We start from the raw sequence: 14914 nt of genomic DNA, 5'->3' as shown, positions 1-14914 counted from the left end.
ATGAAAGCGCTGTTAATCTCAAATTAAGAAAACGTTTCCGGAAATGTTTTTCCTAAATGTGAATGGAGGAAGAAAAATGGATACAAAGAAAAGACCGATCATTATTGATACGGACCCAGGAATTGATGATGCTGTAGCTTTAGCGATTGCACTGAATCATCCTAACCTAGAAGTTCGCTTAATAACGACGGTTGCAGGGAATGTAGATGTAGAAAAAACAACAAATAATGCCTTGAAACTTGTCGATTTTTTTGGGAAAAAGGTTCCTGTAGCCAAGGGGTGTAATTGTCCGTTACTTATTCAATTGGAAGATTCTGCTGAGATTCATGGGGAGACTGGCATGGATGGCTTTGAGTTTCCGCAACCTATCTCTACGTGTTTAGATATTCATGCAGTGGAAGCTATGCGAAAAGAAATTCTGTCTAGTGATGTTCCTTTGACCATTGTTCCAATTGCTGCATTAACGAATATTGCTTTGTTACTGACCCTCTATCCAGAAGTCAAAGAAAATATTGAAGAAATCGTCATGATGGGTGGCTCATTAGCAAGGGGAAATACAAATACAAGTGCTGAATTTAATACGTATGTCGATCCACACGCTGCACAAATTGTTTTCCAATCAGGTGTCCCGCTAACAATGGTAGGATTAGATGTTACAAGTCAAGCTGTGTTAACGAATCATGAAGTAACAGCCATCAGAGCGCTTGGTAGAGTTGGGGAAATGTTTTATGGTCTTTTCCGTCATTATAGAGGCGGCAGTCTAACTACAGGTTTGAAAATGCATGATGTCTGTGCGATTGCCTATTTAACTTCACCAGAATTATTTGAGACAACTGAAACGTTCATTGAAGTTGCTTTGGAAGGTCCAGCTGCGGGAGCTACTGTTGCGGATTTAAAAATGAAGTATCATAAAAACACGAATGCCGTTGCCTGTATAGATGTAAATGTTGAAGCTTTTCAAAAATGGGTTGTCGAAAAAATGAAAGCGGTTAATTAACTGAAGGAGGATAAGTATGATTGAAAGTTTATTGGTATTGGTCGTTTTAGTTGTTGTAGCCTATTTGATTGTAAAAAATTATCATCCCGCACTCAGCTTAATTATTGGTGCGCTTGTTCTACTTGCATGTGCATGGATGTTAGGACATCCCATTTATCCTGCAGGGGAAGGAACCGGTTTTGGATTATTTGATATTTTCTTGAAGTTTAAAGATACAATTATTGCACAAGTGAGTTCAGCAGGAATTGTAATTATGATTCTTTTTGGTTATTCAGGCTATATGAATGCAATCGGGGCCAATCAGATGGCTGTCAACTTTTTGGTGAAACCATTAATGAAGATTAAACGTAAATCGTTATTTGTCCCTGTGGTCTTTTTAATTGGAAATTTAATGTCACTAGTAGTTCCTAGTGCATCAAGCTTAGCGATTATTTTAATGTCTATATTATATCCGATGCTAGCCAGCATGGGGATTTCGTCATTAACTGCTGCAGGTGTGATTGCAATGACGGCAACTATCATGCCAACACCTTTAGGCGCGGATAACGTAATCGCCGCAAATACCCTTGGTTATGATGTGTTAAATTATGTTGTATGGAATGCCAAAATTTCGCTGCCATCGTTATTAATCATTGCGGTTGCACAGTACTTCTGGCAAAAATACTGCGATAAAAAAGAAGGTGAGGCTGCCTATGTCTCATTAAATGAAGAAGGCTTAAGCAAACAAAAAGAATTTGATGTTCCTAAATTTTATGCAATATTGCCAATATTACCGCTATTATTAATTGTTGGAGTAGGAATCGCAGGAATGTTTATTAAAGGAATAACGATGGATATTTTTGTTCTTACATTTATTTCTTTCTTCATTGCTGTATTGGTTGAGACGCTTCGCTTGAAATCTTTTAAAAAGGTTCAAGATACGGCTGTCGAGATGTTTAAAGGAATGGGGCAAGGGTTTAGTCAAGTTGTGATGCTTGTCGTAGGCGGTTCATTGTTCACGTCTGCGATTCAAACGTTAGGAATTATTGATAGTATTATGGCATCTGTCGAAGCATCAAGTTCAGCAGGAATTGTCACGACCTTAATTTTCAGCGGTGCAACGACCCTTTTTGGAATTTTAAGCGGTGGTGGACTGGCAATGTTTTATGCGGTTATCGAACTAATCCCTGGAATTGCCGAAAAAGCTGGGATTGATGGCATCTTAATTTCCTTGCCAATGCAGATGATCGCGAATTTAACTAGAACGATTTCTCCTGTAGCAGCAGTTGTCATGATTGTCGCATCAACAGTAGGAGTTAGTCCCATCAGAATTTTAAAACGGACGAGTGTACCGACCATCATTGGCATTATTAGTGTGATTGTCTTGTCGATTCTATTGTTACCTTATTAAGAGAATAAACAATGAAAATTAGAGTGGCTGATGAGAAAGAGTTACCGATGATTCTTCAATTTTTAACAGAAGTAAAGGCATATATGGATGTTGTGGGCATTACACAGTGGACAAAGGACTATCCTTCTCAAGGAGATATCCAAGAAGACATTACAAAAAAACGATTATATTTGCTAGTGCACGAAGAAATGATTTTTTCAATGGCAACGTTATGTATGGAGCAGGAACAAGACTTTGTTTGGTTAAAGCGCTTTGCAACTTCGCCTAATTATATTGCCAAGGGTTATGGCAGTTTGTTGTTCCATGAATTGGAGAAACGAGCAGTCTGGGAAGGAAGACGTAAAATGTATGCTCAAACTAATCATACAAACCATAGAATGATTCGATTTTTCGAAAGTAAAGGGTTCACAAAAATTCATGAATCTTTACAAATGAATCGCTTAGACTTTGGCTCTTTTTATTTATACGTTAAAGAATTGGAGAACTAATCCATCGTTTAAAATAAGAAAACAGGAGTCAGATGCAAACATTAATTAGCATCTGACTCCTGTTATTTTCCAAGGAAATAGTCAACTTAATTATACAAATAAAACACAAACACATTCGGGAACAGCAACATCTTTTTGAATCATTTCTAATAAGCCTGTTTCTTGGTTCCGACGATAAAGTGTTAAGTTATCAGAGTCTTGATTAGCGACAACGATGAAATCTTCAGAAGGATCTAAATCAAAATCTCTCGGAATATCGCCTTCTGTTGAAATTAATTGAATTCGTTCAATCGCTTCGCCATTTTCTGAAACAGCATAGACAGCAATTGAGTTATGGCCACGGTTTGAAGCATAAAGGAAACGGCCATCAGAAGAAATACGAATTGCAGCACCACCATTAAACGCATCATAATCAGCAGGTAAAGTAGAAACTTTTTGTAATTCAGTGAAAGAACCATCTGTTTCATCATATGAAAGAACTGAAACAGTGCTATCTAATTCACCAAATAAATAAGCCAATGATTTTGTTGGGTGGAACACTAAATGACGTGGACCAGTCCCTGGCTCAGTCACGAATTGAGCAATCTCAGAAAGCTTTCCATCTAAGCTAACATTATACGTATACACACGATCGGTTCCTAGATCACAGACGACTAAGCGTTGATCAGGCGTCAAATCTGTGTAATGAACATGGGCATTGTTTTGGTTTTCATGAGGACCAGTTGGCTCTGTATGAATCACTTTGTCAGCATCTTCCAAAGAACCATCTTCTAAGATACGATACACGTGAACGATACCTTGGTGATAATTTGCTGCATAGACAAGTTGTCGGTTTTCGTCAACAGCTACATAACATGGCGGCGCACCTTCCTCAGTTACTTTATTCAATAAGTTAAAATGGTCCATTTCTGGTTGATAAGCGGCAGTGCCACCTTCACCGTCAACACTAGTGACGCTAAAAAGTTCGCCCCTTTGACTCAGAGCAAGATAGGTAGGACTCGTTTCTTCTAACAAAAGTGTCGCTTCTGTTAAACGACCTTGTGTCGTATCTAATGCAATTTTATAAATGCCTTGGCTGGCTCTTCGAGTATAGGTACCTAGTAAAATTTGTTCTAACATCACAATTCCTCCAATTTGTTTCAACACAATCACTTTTTATGAAAGTGCTTTTATATAATGTAGTATACCATAAGAAGTCTAAGAACAATAAAACTTTCTATCTGAGATGTTCGCATTTTAAAGTGGTTTGTGCTATTATGATGAGAGACTGTGATGACAGTCATTTTTTGATTTTTAGAGGGGTGACGAACATGTACGACAATACGGATAATAACGGGACCGTTCGTTGTTCATTTTGTGGGAAAACACAAGAAGAAGTAAAAAAAATTGTTGCTGGTCCGGGTGTCTATATTTGTAATGAATGTATTGATCTATGTAAAGAGATTATTGATGAAGAATTTTATGATGAAGCAGTCCGAGAATTAACGGATGTGCCAAAACCCCAAGAAATTTTAAATGTTTTAAATGAATATGTTATTGGACAAGAACGTGCAAAACGCACACTTTCTGTTGCTGTTTACAATCACTATAAACGTGTAAATCAATCAGAAACAGCTGCAACTCAAGATGACGTTGAATTGCAAAAAAGTAACATTTGTTTAATTGGACCAACAGGTTCAGGTAAAACTTTCTTGGCTCAAACGTTAGCAAAAACATTAAATGTACCTTTTGCAATCGCTGATGCGACCAGTTTAACAGAAGCAGGTTATGTAGGGGAAGATGTTGAAAACATCCTTTTAAAATTACTACAATCTGCTGACTATAATGTTGAACGTGCGGAAAAGGGCATTATCTATATTGATGAGATTGATAAAATTGCCCGTAAGAGTGAAAATGTTTCGATTACTCGAGATGTTTCAGGTGAGGGTGTTCAACAAGCCTTACTAAAAATTCTTGAAGGAACAGTTGCAAGTGTACCACCACAAGGGGGCCGCAAACATCCACATCAAGAATTTATCCAAATTGACACAACGAATGTTCTCTTCATCGTTGGTGGAGCATTTGATGGAATTGAAACCATTGTTAAAAACCGCTTAGGCGAAAAAACTATTGGTTTTGGTAAAACTAATTCTGCTTTAAATGAAGAAGAAAGCATCATGCAACATATTATTCCAGAAGATTTATTGAAATTTGGTTTAATTCCAGAATTTATTGGACGCTTACCTGTAATGGCTGCGCTTGATAAATTAACGAATGATGATTTGGTTCGAATTTTAACAGAACCGAAGAATGCCTTGGTGAAACAATATCAAAAATTATTGTCTCTTGATGACACTAAATTAGAATTTGAACCAGAAGCATTAAAAGCCATCGCAGCCAAAGCCATTGAACGTAATACTGGCGCACGGGGACTTCGTTCAATCATTGAAGAAATTATGATGGACGTAATGTTTGATGTTCCTTCAGATGAAAGCATTGAAAAAGTTATCATTACTAAAATGGCCGCTGAAGGTACCGGTAAACCAACAATTATTTATAACAAAAAAGATAAAGAAGCTGTATAAGATTGAAGCTGAAAACAGCTCTTTCGGCGGATCTCCGAAAGAGCTGTTTTTGTTAAGCTTTTGAATGAAAGACTGAACAGAAGAACGGAGGAAAACAATGAACGTACATAATGCAGAAATCGTGATTAGTGCGGTATCCCCTAAACAATATCCTGAATCTCAGTTGCCGGAGATTGCTTTAGCTGGACGTTCGAACGTTGGGAAATCATCTTTTATTAATACCTTGATTAATCGTAAAAATTTAGCAAGAACTTCAGGTAAACCTGGTAAAACGCAAACGCTAAACTTTTATTTAATTGAGGATGCCTTACACTTTGTGGATGTTCCTGGCTATGGTTATGCCAAAGTTTCTAAAACAGAACGTGCGAAGTGGGGAAAAATGATTGAAACGTATATCACGCAACGTGAGCAATTACGTGCAGTCGTTTCTTTAATTGATTTACGTCATCCGCCGACCCAAGATGATATCCAAATGTATGAATTTTTGAAATACTATGATTTGCCAGTTATTATTGTGGCAACTAAGGCAGACAAAATTCCGCGGGGCAAATGGAACAAACACGAGAGTGTCATCAAAAAAGCCTTGAATTTTGATAAACAAGATGACTTTATTATTTTCTCTTCTGAAACAAAAGAAGGAAAAGAAGCAGCTTGGACAGCAATTGAAAAATTTCTATAGAAAAAAACAAGCAAAATTACTCTTTTGCTTGTTTTTTTGCTTCTTCTTTTTTTACTTCTTGTCGTTGTTTTGCCAGTTCTTCAAGAGGTACTTCTTTCTTTAATGGATCAACGGCGAAAGAATCGAAGAGTTTATCTAAGTCATTGGAACGTTCAAATTTTAATCCCATTTACTAAGCCTCCATTCCTTTTTTTTATAGTGTAGCACGTTTTTTTTCATTTGGATAGCAACAGAAATGTAAGAATTCGTCATAGGTGCACCTGGTGTAATTTCTCGTAACTAAGACTTGCCAAACATGAAAAAACAAGCTATTCTTTAGTAAGAATTAGTTAGAAAGAAGGCACTTTATGAAAAATCCGTTAATCGGCGGTGTTCGTTTTTATCAACGATTTATTTCTCCAGGATTGCCTGCACGTTGTCGCTATTACCCAACGTGTTCACAATATATGATTGATGCAATTCATACACATGGAAGTGTCAAAGGAACAACGATGGGGGTAGCACGGATTTTACGATGTCATCCTTTTGTTAAAGGCGGCATTGACTATGTTCCGTTGAAATTTCGCTTGACGAAAAATCCTGATGAGACCTATCATGGACCGTATACGTATCGAAGAAATAAGAAAACAGAAGTAGAAAAGGATGGATAAATATGGCAATTTTAGCATTTGATCTTGGCGGTTCTTCCGTGAAATACGGCGTTTGGACAGGCAAAGAATTAACAAATCAAGGGAGCTTTCCAACACCTGGCTCTTGGGAAGAAATGAAAGCGCATTTATATTCGGTTTATGCAGACAAAAGAAATGAGTCGATTAGTGGTGTTGCTTTTAGTTCACCTGGAGTAGTTGACGAAAAAAGTCAACAGATTTTAGGGATTTCCGCCATTCCATATATTCATCATTTTAACATTTATGAAGAATTAGAAGCGTTGTTTGGCTTACCAGTGACTATCGAAAATGATGCGAATTGTGCTGGTTTAGCTGAGATATATGAAGGCGCGGCGAAAGGGAAAAAAGAAGTGCTTTTTGTCGTTATTGGGACAGGAATTGGCGGAGCGATTTTTCGCAATGGTGAATTGTACAAAGGCGCTCATTTATATGGAGGCGAGTTTGGACTGAACTTTTTAAGTAATGGCCAAACATTCAGTGAAATTGGCACAGCTGTCAAAATGGCTCAGCGCTATTGTGAACGAATTGGAGTCGAAAAACAGGCGGTGACAGGAGAAGAAGTTTTTGAACTGGCACAACGAGGGGATGAGATTGCTCGCGAAGAAGTCAATAATTTTTATGATTATTTAACACAAGGATTATTCGGCTTACAGTTTTCTTATGATCCTGAAATGATTGTACTCGGAGGCGGTGTTTCTGCTAAAGAAGGCTTATTAGCAGAGATTAATCGCCGGATGCTAACGCATTTACAAACCTTTGAATTAAAAGATTTTGTTCCAGAAATCGTGACCTGCCATTATCAAAATGATGCCAACTTGATTGGCGCAGCCGCCAACTTTCAAGCAAAAACGAATTGGGAACTATAAAGAAACAGCCGATTGTTATTCTCTTCAATCGGCTGTTTCTTTATTTATTTGCCTTGTCGTCAGTGTTTTCTTCTGCAGCAATCCGCGCTTGAACTTGTTGGCGTAAAGCTTCTAGTTCTTTTTCTTTCTTTTCTAATTCAGCTAAATCTTCAGAAATTTCATGGGCTTCTTCTGCTGGCTTAGGTTGTAAAAAGACGTTTAAACCAATCGCTATAAAGGTCCCAATGAATGTATCCAACACACGTTCCATTGCATATTGAAAGGAATCGCTTTGCGGAATACTTAAAGAAATCATTAAAAGTGTCGCAGTTGCAGAAATGATTCCAGCATTGTTATTAATCCCATCAGAAACAACGATGACGATAATGACTAAAAGTGGTAGTAGCAGTAATTCTACTAAGTGTTGATTAGGAAAATAATCTTGTGCTAATACATAAAGCAAAGCTAAAAAGCCACCCAATGTGTTTCCAATAATGCGCGATTTTCCAAAAGACAAACTGGTATTTAAATCTTGTCTTAGCGAAAAAACAGCTGCTAAACAGGCAATCATAGGTGAGCCACGATGGAAAAATTGAAATAAAAGAATACACAGCATGACAGCAATTGCTGTTTTTAACGTTCGCATGCCTAAACGAAATCGACCCACTATCATAAATATTCGCTCCTAAATAACTTTTCTCTTTAATGATAACCGAAATAGAGGTAAAATTACTAGAGAAAAGTGAAGAATTATTATTTTTTAAGGGGAGTATGCATGAAAATTGGTTTACGAACAGTCAAGACAGCCATTAGCGCTGCATTAGCAATGATTATTGCGGAAAAACTGGGATTACTTTATGCCCCTTCGGCAGGGATTATTTCGGTTTTAAGTGTTACTAGCACGAAAAAAACATCTGTCATGACAGGAATTTATCGTTTGTTATCCTTAGCTTTGGCAACTATTTTAGCGTATATTTGTTTTACTTTTTTAGGTTTTACAGCGATTGCTTTTGGTATTTTTTTGTTATTATTTATTCCAGCAGCTGTGTATTTTCAATTATCTGATGGGATTGTTGTGAGTTCCGTTTTGGTAACTCATTATTTAGTCGAAAAAAATCTTTCTTGGGCGATTATTGGAAATGAATTTTTATTAATGAGTATTGGTGTGGGACTAGCGTTATTAGCTAATTCTTATATGCCTGATACAGAAAAACGTTTAAGAGAAGACCAAGAAGTCATTGAAACAATGTTTCGTAAAATTTTAAGGGAAATGGCGCTACATTTAAACAACGCTGCAGGAGAGCGAAATTTGGTCATGCATTGTGCAGATTTAAAAACCTTTATTCGCACAGGCGAGACGTGGGCCAAAAATCATGCCGAGAATCAATTGCTGTCTACCAATACGTACTATTTAGAGTACTTTGCGATGAGAAAAATGCAAAGTAATATTCTAAAAAACATGTTGGAATTATTAGAAGATATTACTGTTGATGCGCAACAAGTTCGCTATATTCAACAATTATTGGAATATACGGCAGAAACATTTGCAGAGAATAATGATGGACAAGAAATTATGAATCGAATTAAGACCGTTTATGAAACCTATCGCACAAAACCATTGCCGCAAACAAGAAGTGAATTTGAAAATCGGGCGCGACTCTTTCAGTTTTTACAATTGTTTCAGTCATTCATTCAAGTCAAAGCGGACTTTGCCAAATTACAACTAGATAAATAAACAAAAAAGAAACCTTTTTAAACGGAGGTTTCTTTTTTTGTTCTCTTAAAAATTCAGTCAAGTTCTTTAGTATTCATTGAGAATGTGTTAAACTAATGAGAAAGAAAAATAAAAGGAATGACCGCAATGGATAATGCTCAAGTGAAGAGAAAACATTTCCGTTTTCCAGCGTATGATGATGAACAGGGCGTAAAATTACCAACAGATAATGAACGTAACTTATTTCAAGATGATCTGATTGGTAAAACAATGTCTGGTAGCAGAAGAACTGCAACATCTGCCGAAGATACTAGACAAAGCACACCATCCGTCCAACAACCAACAACGAATCAATCAACTACAAATAAACAAACACAACAATTAACGGCAGCACAACAAGAGCAATTAGCACGTCATCGTTCTAATTTGCCAGACTACACAAAACATGCTAGTAAAGCAACGAAAAATAAACAAGCAACGAAAAAAAATAATAGCCTTTTTGGGACGCCAAAAGGAAATGGCTGGACACAAACGTATAAAAAAAAAGAAGTCGTAGCGAAACCAAGTAGACCTGCCGCATCACCATTAGTGCAGAAAACGACACCTTCTTATTTTGTTCCTAAATATATCCCGGCTTCTGTGATTCCTGAGGAACAGGAACCTAGTTTTACTGAAGAAGAGTTGCTAAAAGCAATGAAAAAAGATCGGCGTTCATATGTCATTCTTGATGATGAACCAACGGCTTTTCAAGTGAAAGATACGGAAGAAGATCCAACGGTGCGGAAGTTTAATATTCCAACCTCAGAACCTGAGATTCCTTTAACTAGACGACAATATCAACAAATCAAACCAGACTTAGAACGTTTTGGCGAAGATGCGTTGGATTTACGTTCGCGTTCCCGTTTGAATGCCGCAAAGAAAAATGCTAAAAGTCAAACTGCTTATGGGAAAAAATTAGCTAAAGCGAATGCTCAAGTGGAGCCTGAAGCACCTGTGACAGAAGAGAAGAAAAAGGGCATCTTGGATAAACCATTAAGTGGGATGCTAGAAGATTCAAGTTCTGTATTAGAAAACAGTAAATATTTTAGTTAAGAGATGAAACTTGCATGTGGATTTGAAACATGTAAGTTTTTTATTCTGTTTTAATAGTTGATTATTTTTTTGTTTTATACGATAATGAATCTCGTATGATTGAAAATTTTTTAAAAAAGGTATGTTTTATATAGTGACAGAGAAGAGGATTATAATGGGAAATCAAGAGAACAAATTATACCATTTTGTCGGAATTAAAGGTTCTGGCATGAGCTCATTAGCGTTGGTCTTACACCAAAAAGGCTACAACGTTCAAGGATCAGATGTAGAAGAGTATTTCTTTACACAACGGGATCTTGAAAAATCAGGTGTCCCTATTTTACCATTTAATGCAGATAATATTGATAAAGACATGATTGTTATTGCTGGAAATGCTTTTCCAGATACCCATGAGGAAATCGCCCGCGCCATCGAATTAGGCGCAGAAGTAATTCGTTACCACGATTTCATTGCTCGTTTTATCGAACCGTACACAAGCATTGCTGTAACAGGGTCACATGGGAAAACAAGTACGACTGGTTTGCTAGCACATGTATTAAGTGGTATCAATCCAACTAGTTATTTAATAGGGGATGGCACTGGCCACGGCGAACCAGATGCTGATTTCTTTGCATTTGAAGCGTGTGAATATCGCCGTCATTTCTTGGCCTATTCACCAGATTATGCGATTATGACGAATATCGATTTTGATCATCCAGATTACTACAAGAGCATTGAGGACGTTTTTTCAGCGTTCCAAACAATGGCTCATCAAGTCAAAAAAGGAATTTTTGCTTATGGTGATGATAAGTATCTTCGCCAGTTAGAATCAGAAGTGCCAGTTTATTATTATGGCGTCAGTGAAGAGGATGATATCCAAGCACGAAATATTCAACGAACAACGGAAGGCTCATCTTTTGATGTTTATCACAAGGATGATTTTGTAGGTCATTTTGTCTTACCAGCATTTGGCCATCACAATATCATGAATGCGCTAGGTGTGATTGCTGTGGCTTATTTTGAAAAACTTGATATGCAAAAAGTCGCAGAAGAAATGCTAAGTTTTAAAGGTGTAAAACGTCGTTTTAGCGAGAAAAAAGTCAGTGACATGATTATTGTTGATGATTATGCGCACCATCCAGCTGAAATTAAAGCAACGATTGATGGCGCCCGCCAAAAATATCCTGACAAAGAAATTATTGCTGTCTTCCAGCCACATACATTTACACGAACAATTGCCTTAATGGATGAATTTGCTGAAGCACTGGATTTGGCAGATGAAGTATTCTTATGTAATATTTTTGGCTCTGCGCGTGAAACACAAGGCGAGGTACGCATTGAAGATTTAGGCGAAAAAATTCAAAAAGGTGGACAAGTAATTACCGAAGATAATGTGTCGCCTTTACTAGATTTTGAAAATGCAGTGGTGGTCTTTATGGGTGCTGGCGACGTTCAGAAATTTGAACAAGCCTACGAAACATTACTAAGTAACACAACTAGAAACGTTTTATAAGAGAACATAAACAAAATCGGGACAGGGGTATCTGGCTTCAAAAAATAAGAAGCTGCTCCTGTTCCGTTGTTTGTTTTTAAAATCTAGCATGGCAGATAAGTTGGTTTTGTTTAAACATCCTTTAAGGACTACTTTTTAGCTTGCCTTTTAAGTACATTTTGGTACAATTATCTTATCAATAACGGAGGTGTACTAATTTGAATATCGGAAAACCGAGAAAATTAGGCAAAACCATCGAAGATATCGAAGAGGGAGATTCGTTGTCCTTGACAGAGTCAATTGAAGACAAGGACTTATTACTTTACTTGGGCTTGACCAATGATGCGAATCCTTTATATATCCAACATGATTATGCCCAAAAAACAGAATATGAAAAACCAATCGTACCATCAATTATGCTGATGGGAATTATCACTAGTGCGATTTCAAAACATTTACCAGGACCAGGTTCACATGTTGTGAATTTCTCTGTGAACTTTGTGGAACCCGTTTTTCATTACGAAACATTGACTTTCCAATTAGAAGTAATCAAAGTCGACAAAATGAAAGATGTGATTACCATTTCAGTTGAGGCTGTTAATGAGCAAGAAAATCGCGTGTTAGATGCAGTGGTGATGGTTCAACCACCCCAAGTGACGATTGATGAACTAACAGAGAAAGAAGGGACTTTAACTTATGAATAATCAAGAGTATATCCAAACTGGCACAGGTTTGAATAAATTTTATGCCAAAATTTACGGATTTTTAGCGTTAGGAATTGGTATTAGCGCAATCATGGCTTATGCAATGACAACTGTCTTTTTACCTGTTCTAGCTACTTTATTCCAATCAAGCTTAGCTTTTTGGATGATTTGGCTTGTTGAAATTGGCTTAGTTTTATATCTAGGCGCAAAAGCACAGAAGAATCCAACCATTGCGATTGCAGGATTTGTTGCGTATGCATTATTAAATGGTGTCACTTTATCCGTGACGTTATTAATGTATACTGGTGGAACAGTGGCCGGCGCATTTTTAAGTGCAGCAGCTACCTTTGGCGCGATGTCATTAGTAGGTGTCTTTACGAAGAAAGACCTATCAGCAGTTGGTCATGCCGCTTATAGTGCCTTAATCGGAATTATCATTGCGATGTTGCTAAATATGTTCCTTTTACACAGTAATGCTGTAGAATTCTTTATTTCCATTTTAATGGTCCTAATTTTCTCAGGGATTACTGCTTATGATAACCAACGTATACGCCAAGTCTATGCGCAAACAGGTGATCAAGCAGGTACTGGGATGGCCGTTTTCTTCGCATTACAATTATACCTTGACTTCATCAACTTATTCTTAGCTTTCTTAAGAATTTTTGGTAAAAACAACTAACATGAACGTAAAACATACTAAGATTAGAGGGTAAATTCATCGACGGATGAATTTACCCTCTATTGCTCTTTTAAGCGTATAGTCGTAAGTGAAAGGAAGACCGACCATGATCTCTTGGACTTCGAGTCCCAAACAAAAAATGGTCTCCTTCACTGTCATTTTAAAATCTGGTTTAAGTATGTTGGGGCTTCGAGCCCGTGTGTAGGAAATTAGGAACGAAATGAAGCAGTGAAGAACCTTTCAACACTTTTTAGGAGATGAAAATCATGTATGTACTTGCTTTAGATGTCTCAATGGGAAAAAGTTACGCCGTTATTTATCATGAAACTACTTGTCTTTTTGAACAAGAAATTCTTCATGATAAACCGTATTTTTGCCAGCTTCTTCAAGAAATTTATGCTCTTCCAGAACGACCACAAATCGTTTTTGAAGCAACGGGAGTTTATTCAAGAGTCATTGAAACGTTTTGCCAAAAGAATCATTTCGCCTATTGTTTATTAAACCCTTTAGAAGCCAAAAGACAACTGAATAGTGACTTACGTTCAGTCAAAACAGATAAACGGGATGCCCATCGTCTGGCTCAAACACACAGTCAATTTTTACGAAAACAAAAACAACAATCGTCAGAAATTTATGAACAAACACGGGACTTAGCTCGCTTTTATCAACAAATTGAAAGTGACATTAAACACATGAGAATGCACCTCCATACCGCTTTACAACTAACTTTCCCAGAACTAGAAACCATTTTTACCAACCGCTTATCAAAACTCGCTTTAAATCTTGTCGAGCTATTTCCGCATCCAGCTTATTTAGTAGGATTGAGTCAAACAAAAGTAAAAAATCTTTTGAAGAAAAATACCGATAAAAAAATCTCCGATCAAAAAGCCTTGGCAAAAGCACAAACCTTACTTTACTTGGCACAAAATTCCTATCCAGCAGAATCTGGACAAAGTATTTCTGTTCAAAAAGTGGTGTACTATGCCCAACAATTGAAACAATTACTGACAACGAAAGAACAATTAGCTGCACAGTTAATTGAAGCAGCCAAACAAACAGAAGAATTTGATTTGTATCAAAGCATTCCAGGAATTGGTGAACTTTCTGCAGGACTCATTATTGGTGAATTAGGAGACATTCGCCGGTTTTCTTCTCACAAACAATTGAACGCTTTTGTCGGTGTCGATACCAGAAGGTATCAATCTGGAAAATATATTGCCCAAGAACATATGAATAAACATGGGAATCCAAAGGCACGAAAGAATTTGTATTTTATTATGATGAACATGATTCGGCAGCAAGCAGCTGCACCCAATCACATTGTCGATTATTATTACAAATTAAAAACGCAACCTTCGCCCAAAAAGCATAAGGTTGCGCTAGTCGCTTGCATCAACAAGCTCTTGAAATGTCTCCACTCAATGGTACGACATTCAAGTACGTATGATTACTCATACACGGCCTCTAACGACCAATAAGGAATATATCCTTACCAAAATTATAGCATACCTAATAAAAAATTTTCTCATTTATTAGGTTTATTTCGTATACTTTTTTCCTGATAAATATATAGAAAAAAGTACTTGACTAAACGTAGGAAAGAGGTCGGGACAGAAGCGTTTA

The 14914-nt window shown here is 37.1% G+C and carries 16 protein-coding genes; 13 read left to right on the top strand and 3 right to left on the bottom strand.

All coding sequences use genetic code 11. From position 1 onward, the window contains the following. The first annotated feature begins 43 nt into the window (after window positions 1–43). The 3 genes from rihC to IGI63_RS03690 are packed head-to-tail and all read left to right on the top strand — an operon-like array spanning window position 44 to window position 2875. Window positions 44–997 carry a ribonucleoside hydrolase RihC gene (gene rihC / locus IGI63_RS03700; protein ID WP_429975334.1) on the top strand — a complete coding sequence of 318 codons (954 nt, stop codon included), beginning with the start codon at window positions 44–46 and terminating at the stop codon, window positions 995–997. Window positions 998–1013: 16 nt separating this feature from the next. Next, on the top strand, window positions 1014–2387 hold the full coding sequence (dcuC, locus tag IGI63_RS03695; RefSeq protein WP_002360057.1) for a C4-dicarboxylate transporter DcuC: 1374 nt from the start codon (window positions 1014–1016) through the stop codon (window positions 2385–2387). A gap of 11 nt (window positions 2388–2398) precedes the next feature. Continuing rightward, window positions 2399–2875, top strand: a complete 477-nt coding sequence (locus IGI63_RS03690) for a GNAT family N-acetyltransferase (protein ID WP_002360059.1) — start codon at window positions 2399–2401, stop codon at window positions 2873–2875. 90 nt (window positions 2876–2965) lie between these two features. Here IGI63_RS03690 and IGI63_RS03685 read toward each other — a convergent pair whose 3' ends face one another. After that, the gene (locus tag IGI63_RS03685; protein WP_429975333.1) at window positions 2966–3994 is read right to left on the bottom strand and encodes a lactonase family protein; all 1029 of its coding nucleotides are present in this window, start codon (window positions 3992–3994) and stop codon (window positions 2966–2968) included. A gap of 191 nt (window positions 3995–4185) precedes the next feature. Between IGI63_RS03685 and clpX the strand changes: the two genes are divergently transcribed. After that, entirely contained in the window at window positions 4186–5439 is a 1254-nt protein-coding gene (gene clpX / locus IGI63_RS03680) for an ATP-dependent Clp protease ATP-binding subunit ClpX (RefSeq protein ID WP_002357154.1), read from the top strand. Window positions 5440–5536: 97 nt separating this feature from the next. Then, window positions 5537–6118: a ribosome biogenesis GTP-binding protein YihA/YsxC gene (gene yihA, locus IGI63_RS03675; protein ID WP_002357155.1), complete on the top strand. Its 582-nt coding sequence runs from the start codon at window positions 5537–5539 to the stop codon at window positions 6116–6118. Window positions 6119–6134: 16 nt separating this feature from the next. Here the strand turns inward: yihA and IGI63_RS03670 are convergent, their stop codons facing one another. Continuing rightward, entirely contained in the window at window positions 6135–6287 is a 153-nt protein-coding gene (locus IGI63_RS03670) for an SPJ_0845 family protein (protein WP_002357156.1), read from the bottom strand. A 178-nt stretch (window positions 6288–6465) separates the two neighbouring features. Here IGI63_RS03670 and yidD point away from each other — a divergent pair, with 178 nt between their 5' ends. Beyond that, window positions 6466–6768 (top strand): membrane protein insertion efficiency factor YidD, encoded by a 303-nt coding sequence (yidD, locus tag IGI63_RS03665; RefSeq protein ID WP_002357157.1) that lies wholly within the window; start codon window positions 6466–6468, stop codon window positions 6766–6768. A gap of 2 nt (window positions 6769–6770) precedes the next feature. Further along, window positions 6771–7652 (top strand): ROK family protein, encoded by an 882-nt coding sequence (locus IGI63_RS03660; protein WP_002360061.1) that lies wholly within the window; start codon window positions 6771–6773, stop codon window positions 7650–7652. A 40-nt stretch (window positions 7653–7692) separates the two neighbouring features. On the opposite strand, the gene IGI63_RS03655 is transcribed toward IGI63_RS03660, so the two are convergent. Then, window positions 7693–8304 (bottom strand): FUSC family protein, encoded by a 612-nt coding sequence (locus IGI63_RS03655; RefSeq protein ID WP_002365791.1) that lies wholly within the window; start codon window positions 8302–8304, stop codon window positions 7693–7695. Between the two features lie 102 nt (window positions 8305–8406). Between IGI63_RS03655 and IGI63_RS03650 the strand changes: the two genes are divergently transcribed. The 6 genes from IGI63_RS03650 (at window position 8407) to IGI63_RS03625 (ending at window position 14769) form a co-directional block, all read left to right on the top strand. Continuing rightward, on the top strand, window positions 8407–9366 hold the full coding sequence (locus IGI63_RS03650) for an aromatic acid exporter family protein (protein ID WP_002360063.1): 960 nt from the start codon (window positions 8407–8409) through the stop codon (window positions 9364–9366). 117 nt (window positions 9367–9483) lie between these two features. Then, window positions 9484–10437 carry a hypothetical protein gene (locus tag IGI63_RS03645; RefSeq protein ID WP_002378420.1) on the top strand — a complete coding sequence of 318 codons (954 nt, stop codon included), beginning with the start codon at window positions 9484–9486 and terminating at the stop codon, window positions 10435–10437. 154 nt (window positions 10438–10591) lie between these two features. Beyond that, window positions 10592–11929: a UDP-N-acetylmuramate--L-alanine ligase gene (gene murC, locus IGI63_RS03640; RefSeq protein WP_002357163.1), complete on the top strand. Its 1338-nt coding sequence runs from the start codon at window positions 10592–10594 to the stop codon at window positions 11927–11929. Between the two features lie 197 nt (window positions 11930–12126). Next, window positions 12127–12612, top strand: coding sequence for a MaoC/PaaZ C-terminal domain-containing protein (locus IGI63_RS03635; protein ID WP_002357164.1), 486 nt, complete (start codon window positions 12127–12129; stop codon window positions 12610–12612). Then, complete coding sequence (locus IGI63_RS03630) at window positions 12605–13291, top strand: Bax inhibitor-1/YccA family protein (protein WP_002357165.1); 687 nt, start codon at window positions 12605–12607, stop codon at window positions 13289–13291. Before IGI63_RS03635 ends, IGI63_RS03630 begins: the two co-directional genes overlap by 8 nt. A 257-nt stretch (window positions 13292–13548) precedes the next feature. Then, window positions 13549–14769 carry an IS110 family transposase gene (locus IGI63_RS03625; RefSeq protein WP_033598982.1) on the top strand — a complete coding sequence of 407 codons (1221 nt, stop codon included), beginning with the start codon at window positions 13549–13551 and terminating at the stop codon, window positions 14767–14769. Window positions 14770–14914: the final 145 nt, after the last annotated feature.

It is taken from the genome of Enterococcus sp. DIV0086 (assembly GCF_050498705.1).
GTDB lineage: Bacteria > Bacillota > Bacilli > Lactobacillales > Enterococcaceae > Enterococcus > Enterococcus faecalis.
The sequence above is the reverse complement of the archived record's forward strand: the minus strand, read 5'-3'. Positions and strand labels throughout refer to the sequence as shown.

Excerpts from the sequence above, each read along its gene's own strand:
- rihC (WP_429975334.1), top strand. The coding sequence starts at position 44 with ATGTTTTTCCTAAATGTGAATGGAGGAAGAAAAATGGATACAAAGAAA.
- dcuC (WP_002360057.1), top strand. The coding sequence starts at position 1,014 with ATGATTGAAAGTTTATTGGTATTGGTCGTTTTAGTTGTTGTAGCCTAT.
- IGI63_RS03690 (WP_002360059.1), top strand. The coding sequence starts at position 2,399 with ATGAAAATTAGAGTGGCTGATGAGAAAGAGTTACCGATGATTCTTCAA.
- IGI63_RS03685 (WP_429975333.1), bottom strand. The coding sequence starts at position 3,994 with ATGTTAGAACAAATTTTACTAGGTACCTATACTCGAAGAGCCAGCCAA.
- clpX (WP_002357154.1), top strand. The coding sequence starts at position 4,186 with ATGTACGACAATACGGATAATAACGGGACCGTTCGTTGTTCATTTTGT.
- yihA (WP_002357155.1), top strand. The coding sequence starts at position 5,537 with ATGAACGTACATAATGCAGAAATCGTGATTAGTGCGGTATCCCCTAAA.
- IGI63_RS03670 (WP_002357156.1), bottom strand. The coding sequence starts at position 6,287 with ATGGGATTAAAATTTGAACGTTCCAATGACTTAGATAAACTCTTCGAT.
- yidD (WP_002357157.1), top strand. The coding sequence starts at position 6,466 with ATGAAAAATCCGTTAATCGGCGGTGTTCGTTTTTATCAACGATTTATT.
- IGI63_RS03660 (WP_002360061.1), top strand. The coding sequence starts at position 6,771 with ATGGCAATTTTAGCATTTGATCTTGGCGGTTCTTCCGTGAAATACGGC.
- IGI63_RS03655 (WP_002365791.1), bottom strand. The coding sequence starts at position 8,304 with ATGATAGTGGGTCGATTTCGTTTAGGCATGCGAACGTTAAAAACAGCA.
- IGI63_RS03650 (WP_002360063.1), top strand. The coding sequence starts at position 8,407 with ATGAAAATTGGTTTACGAACAGTCAAGACAGCCATTAGCGCTGCATTA.
- IGI63_RS03645 (WP_002378420.1), top strand. The coding sequence starts at position 9,484 with ATGACCGCAATGGATAATGCTCAAGTGAAGAGAAAACATTTCCGTTTT.
- murC (WP_002357163.1), top strand. The coding sequence starts at position 10,592 with ATGGGAAATCAAGAGAACAAATTATACCATTTTGTCGGAATTAAAGGT.
- IGI63_RS03630 (WP_002357165.1), top strand. The coding sequence starts at position 12,605 with ATGAATAATCAAGAGTATATCCAAACTGGCACAGGTTTGAATAAATTT.
- IGI63_RS03625 (WP_033598982.1), top strand. The coding sequence starts at position 13,549 with ATGAAAATCATGTATGTACTTGCTTTAGATGTCTCAATGGGAAAAAGT.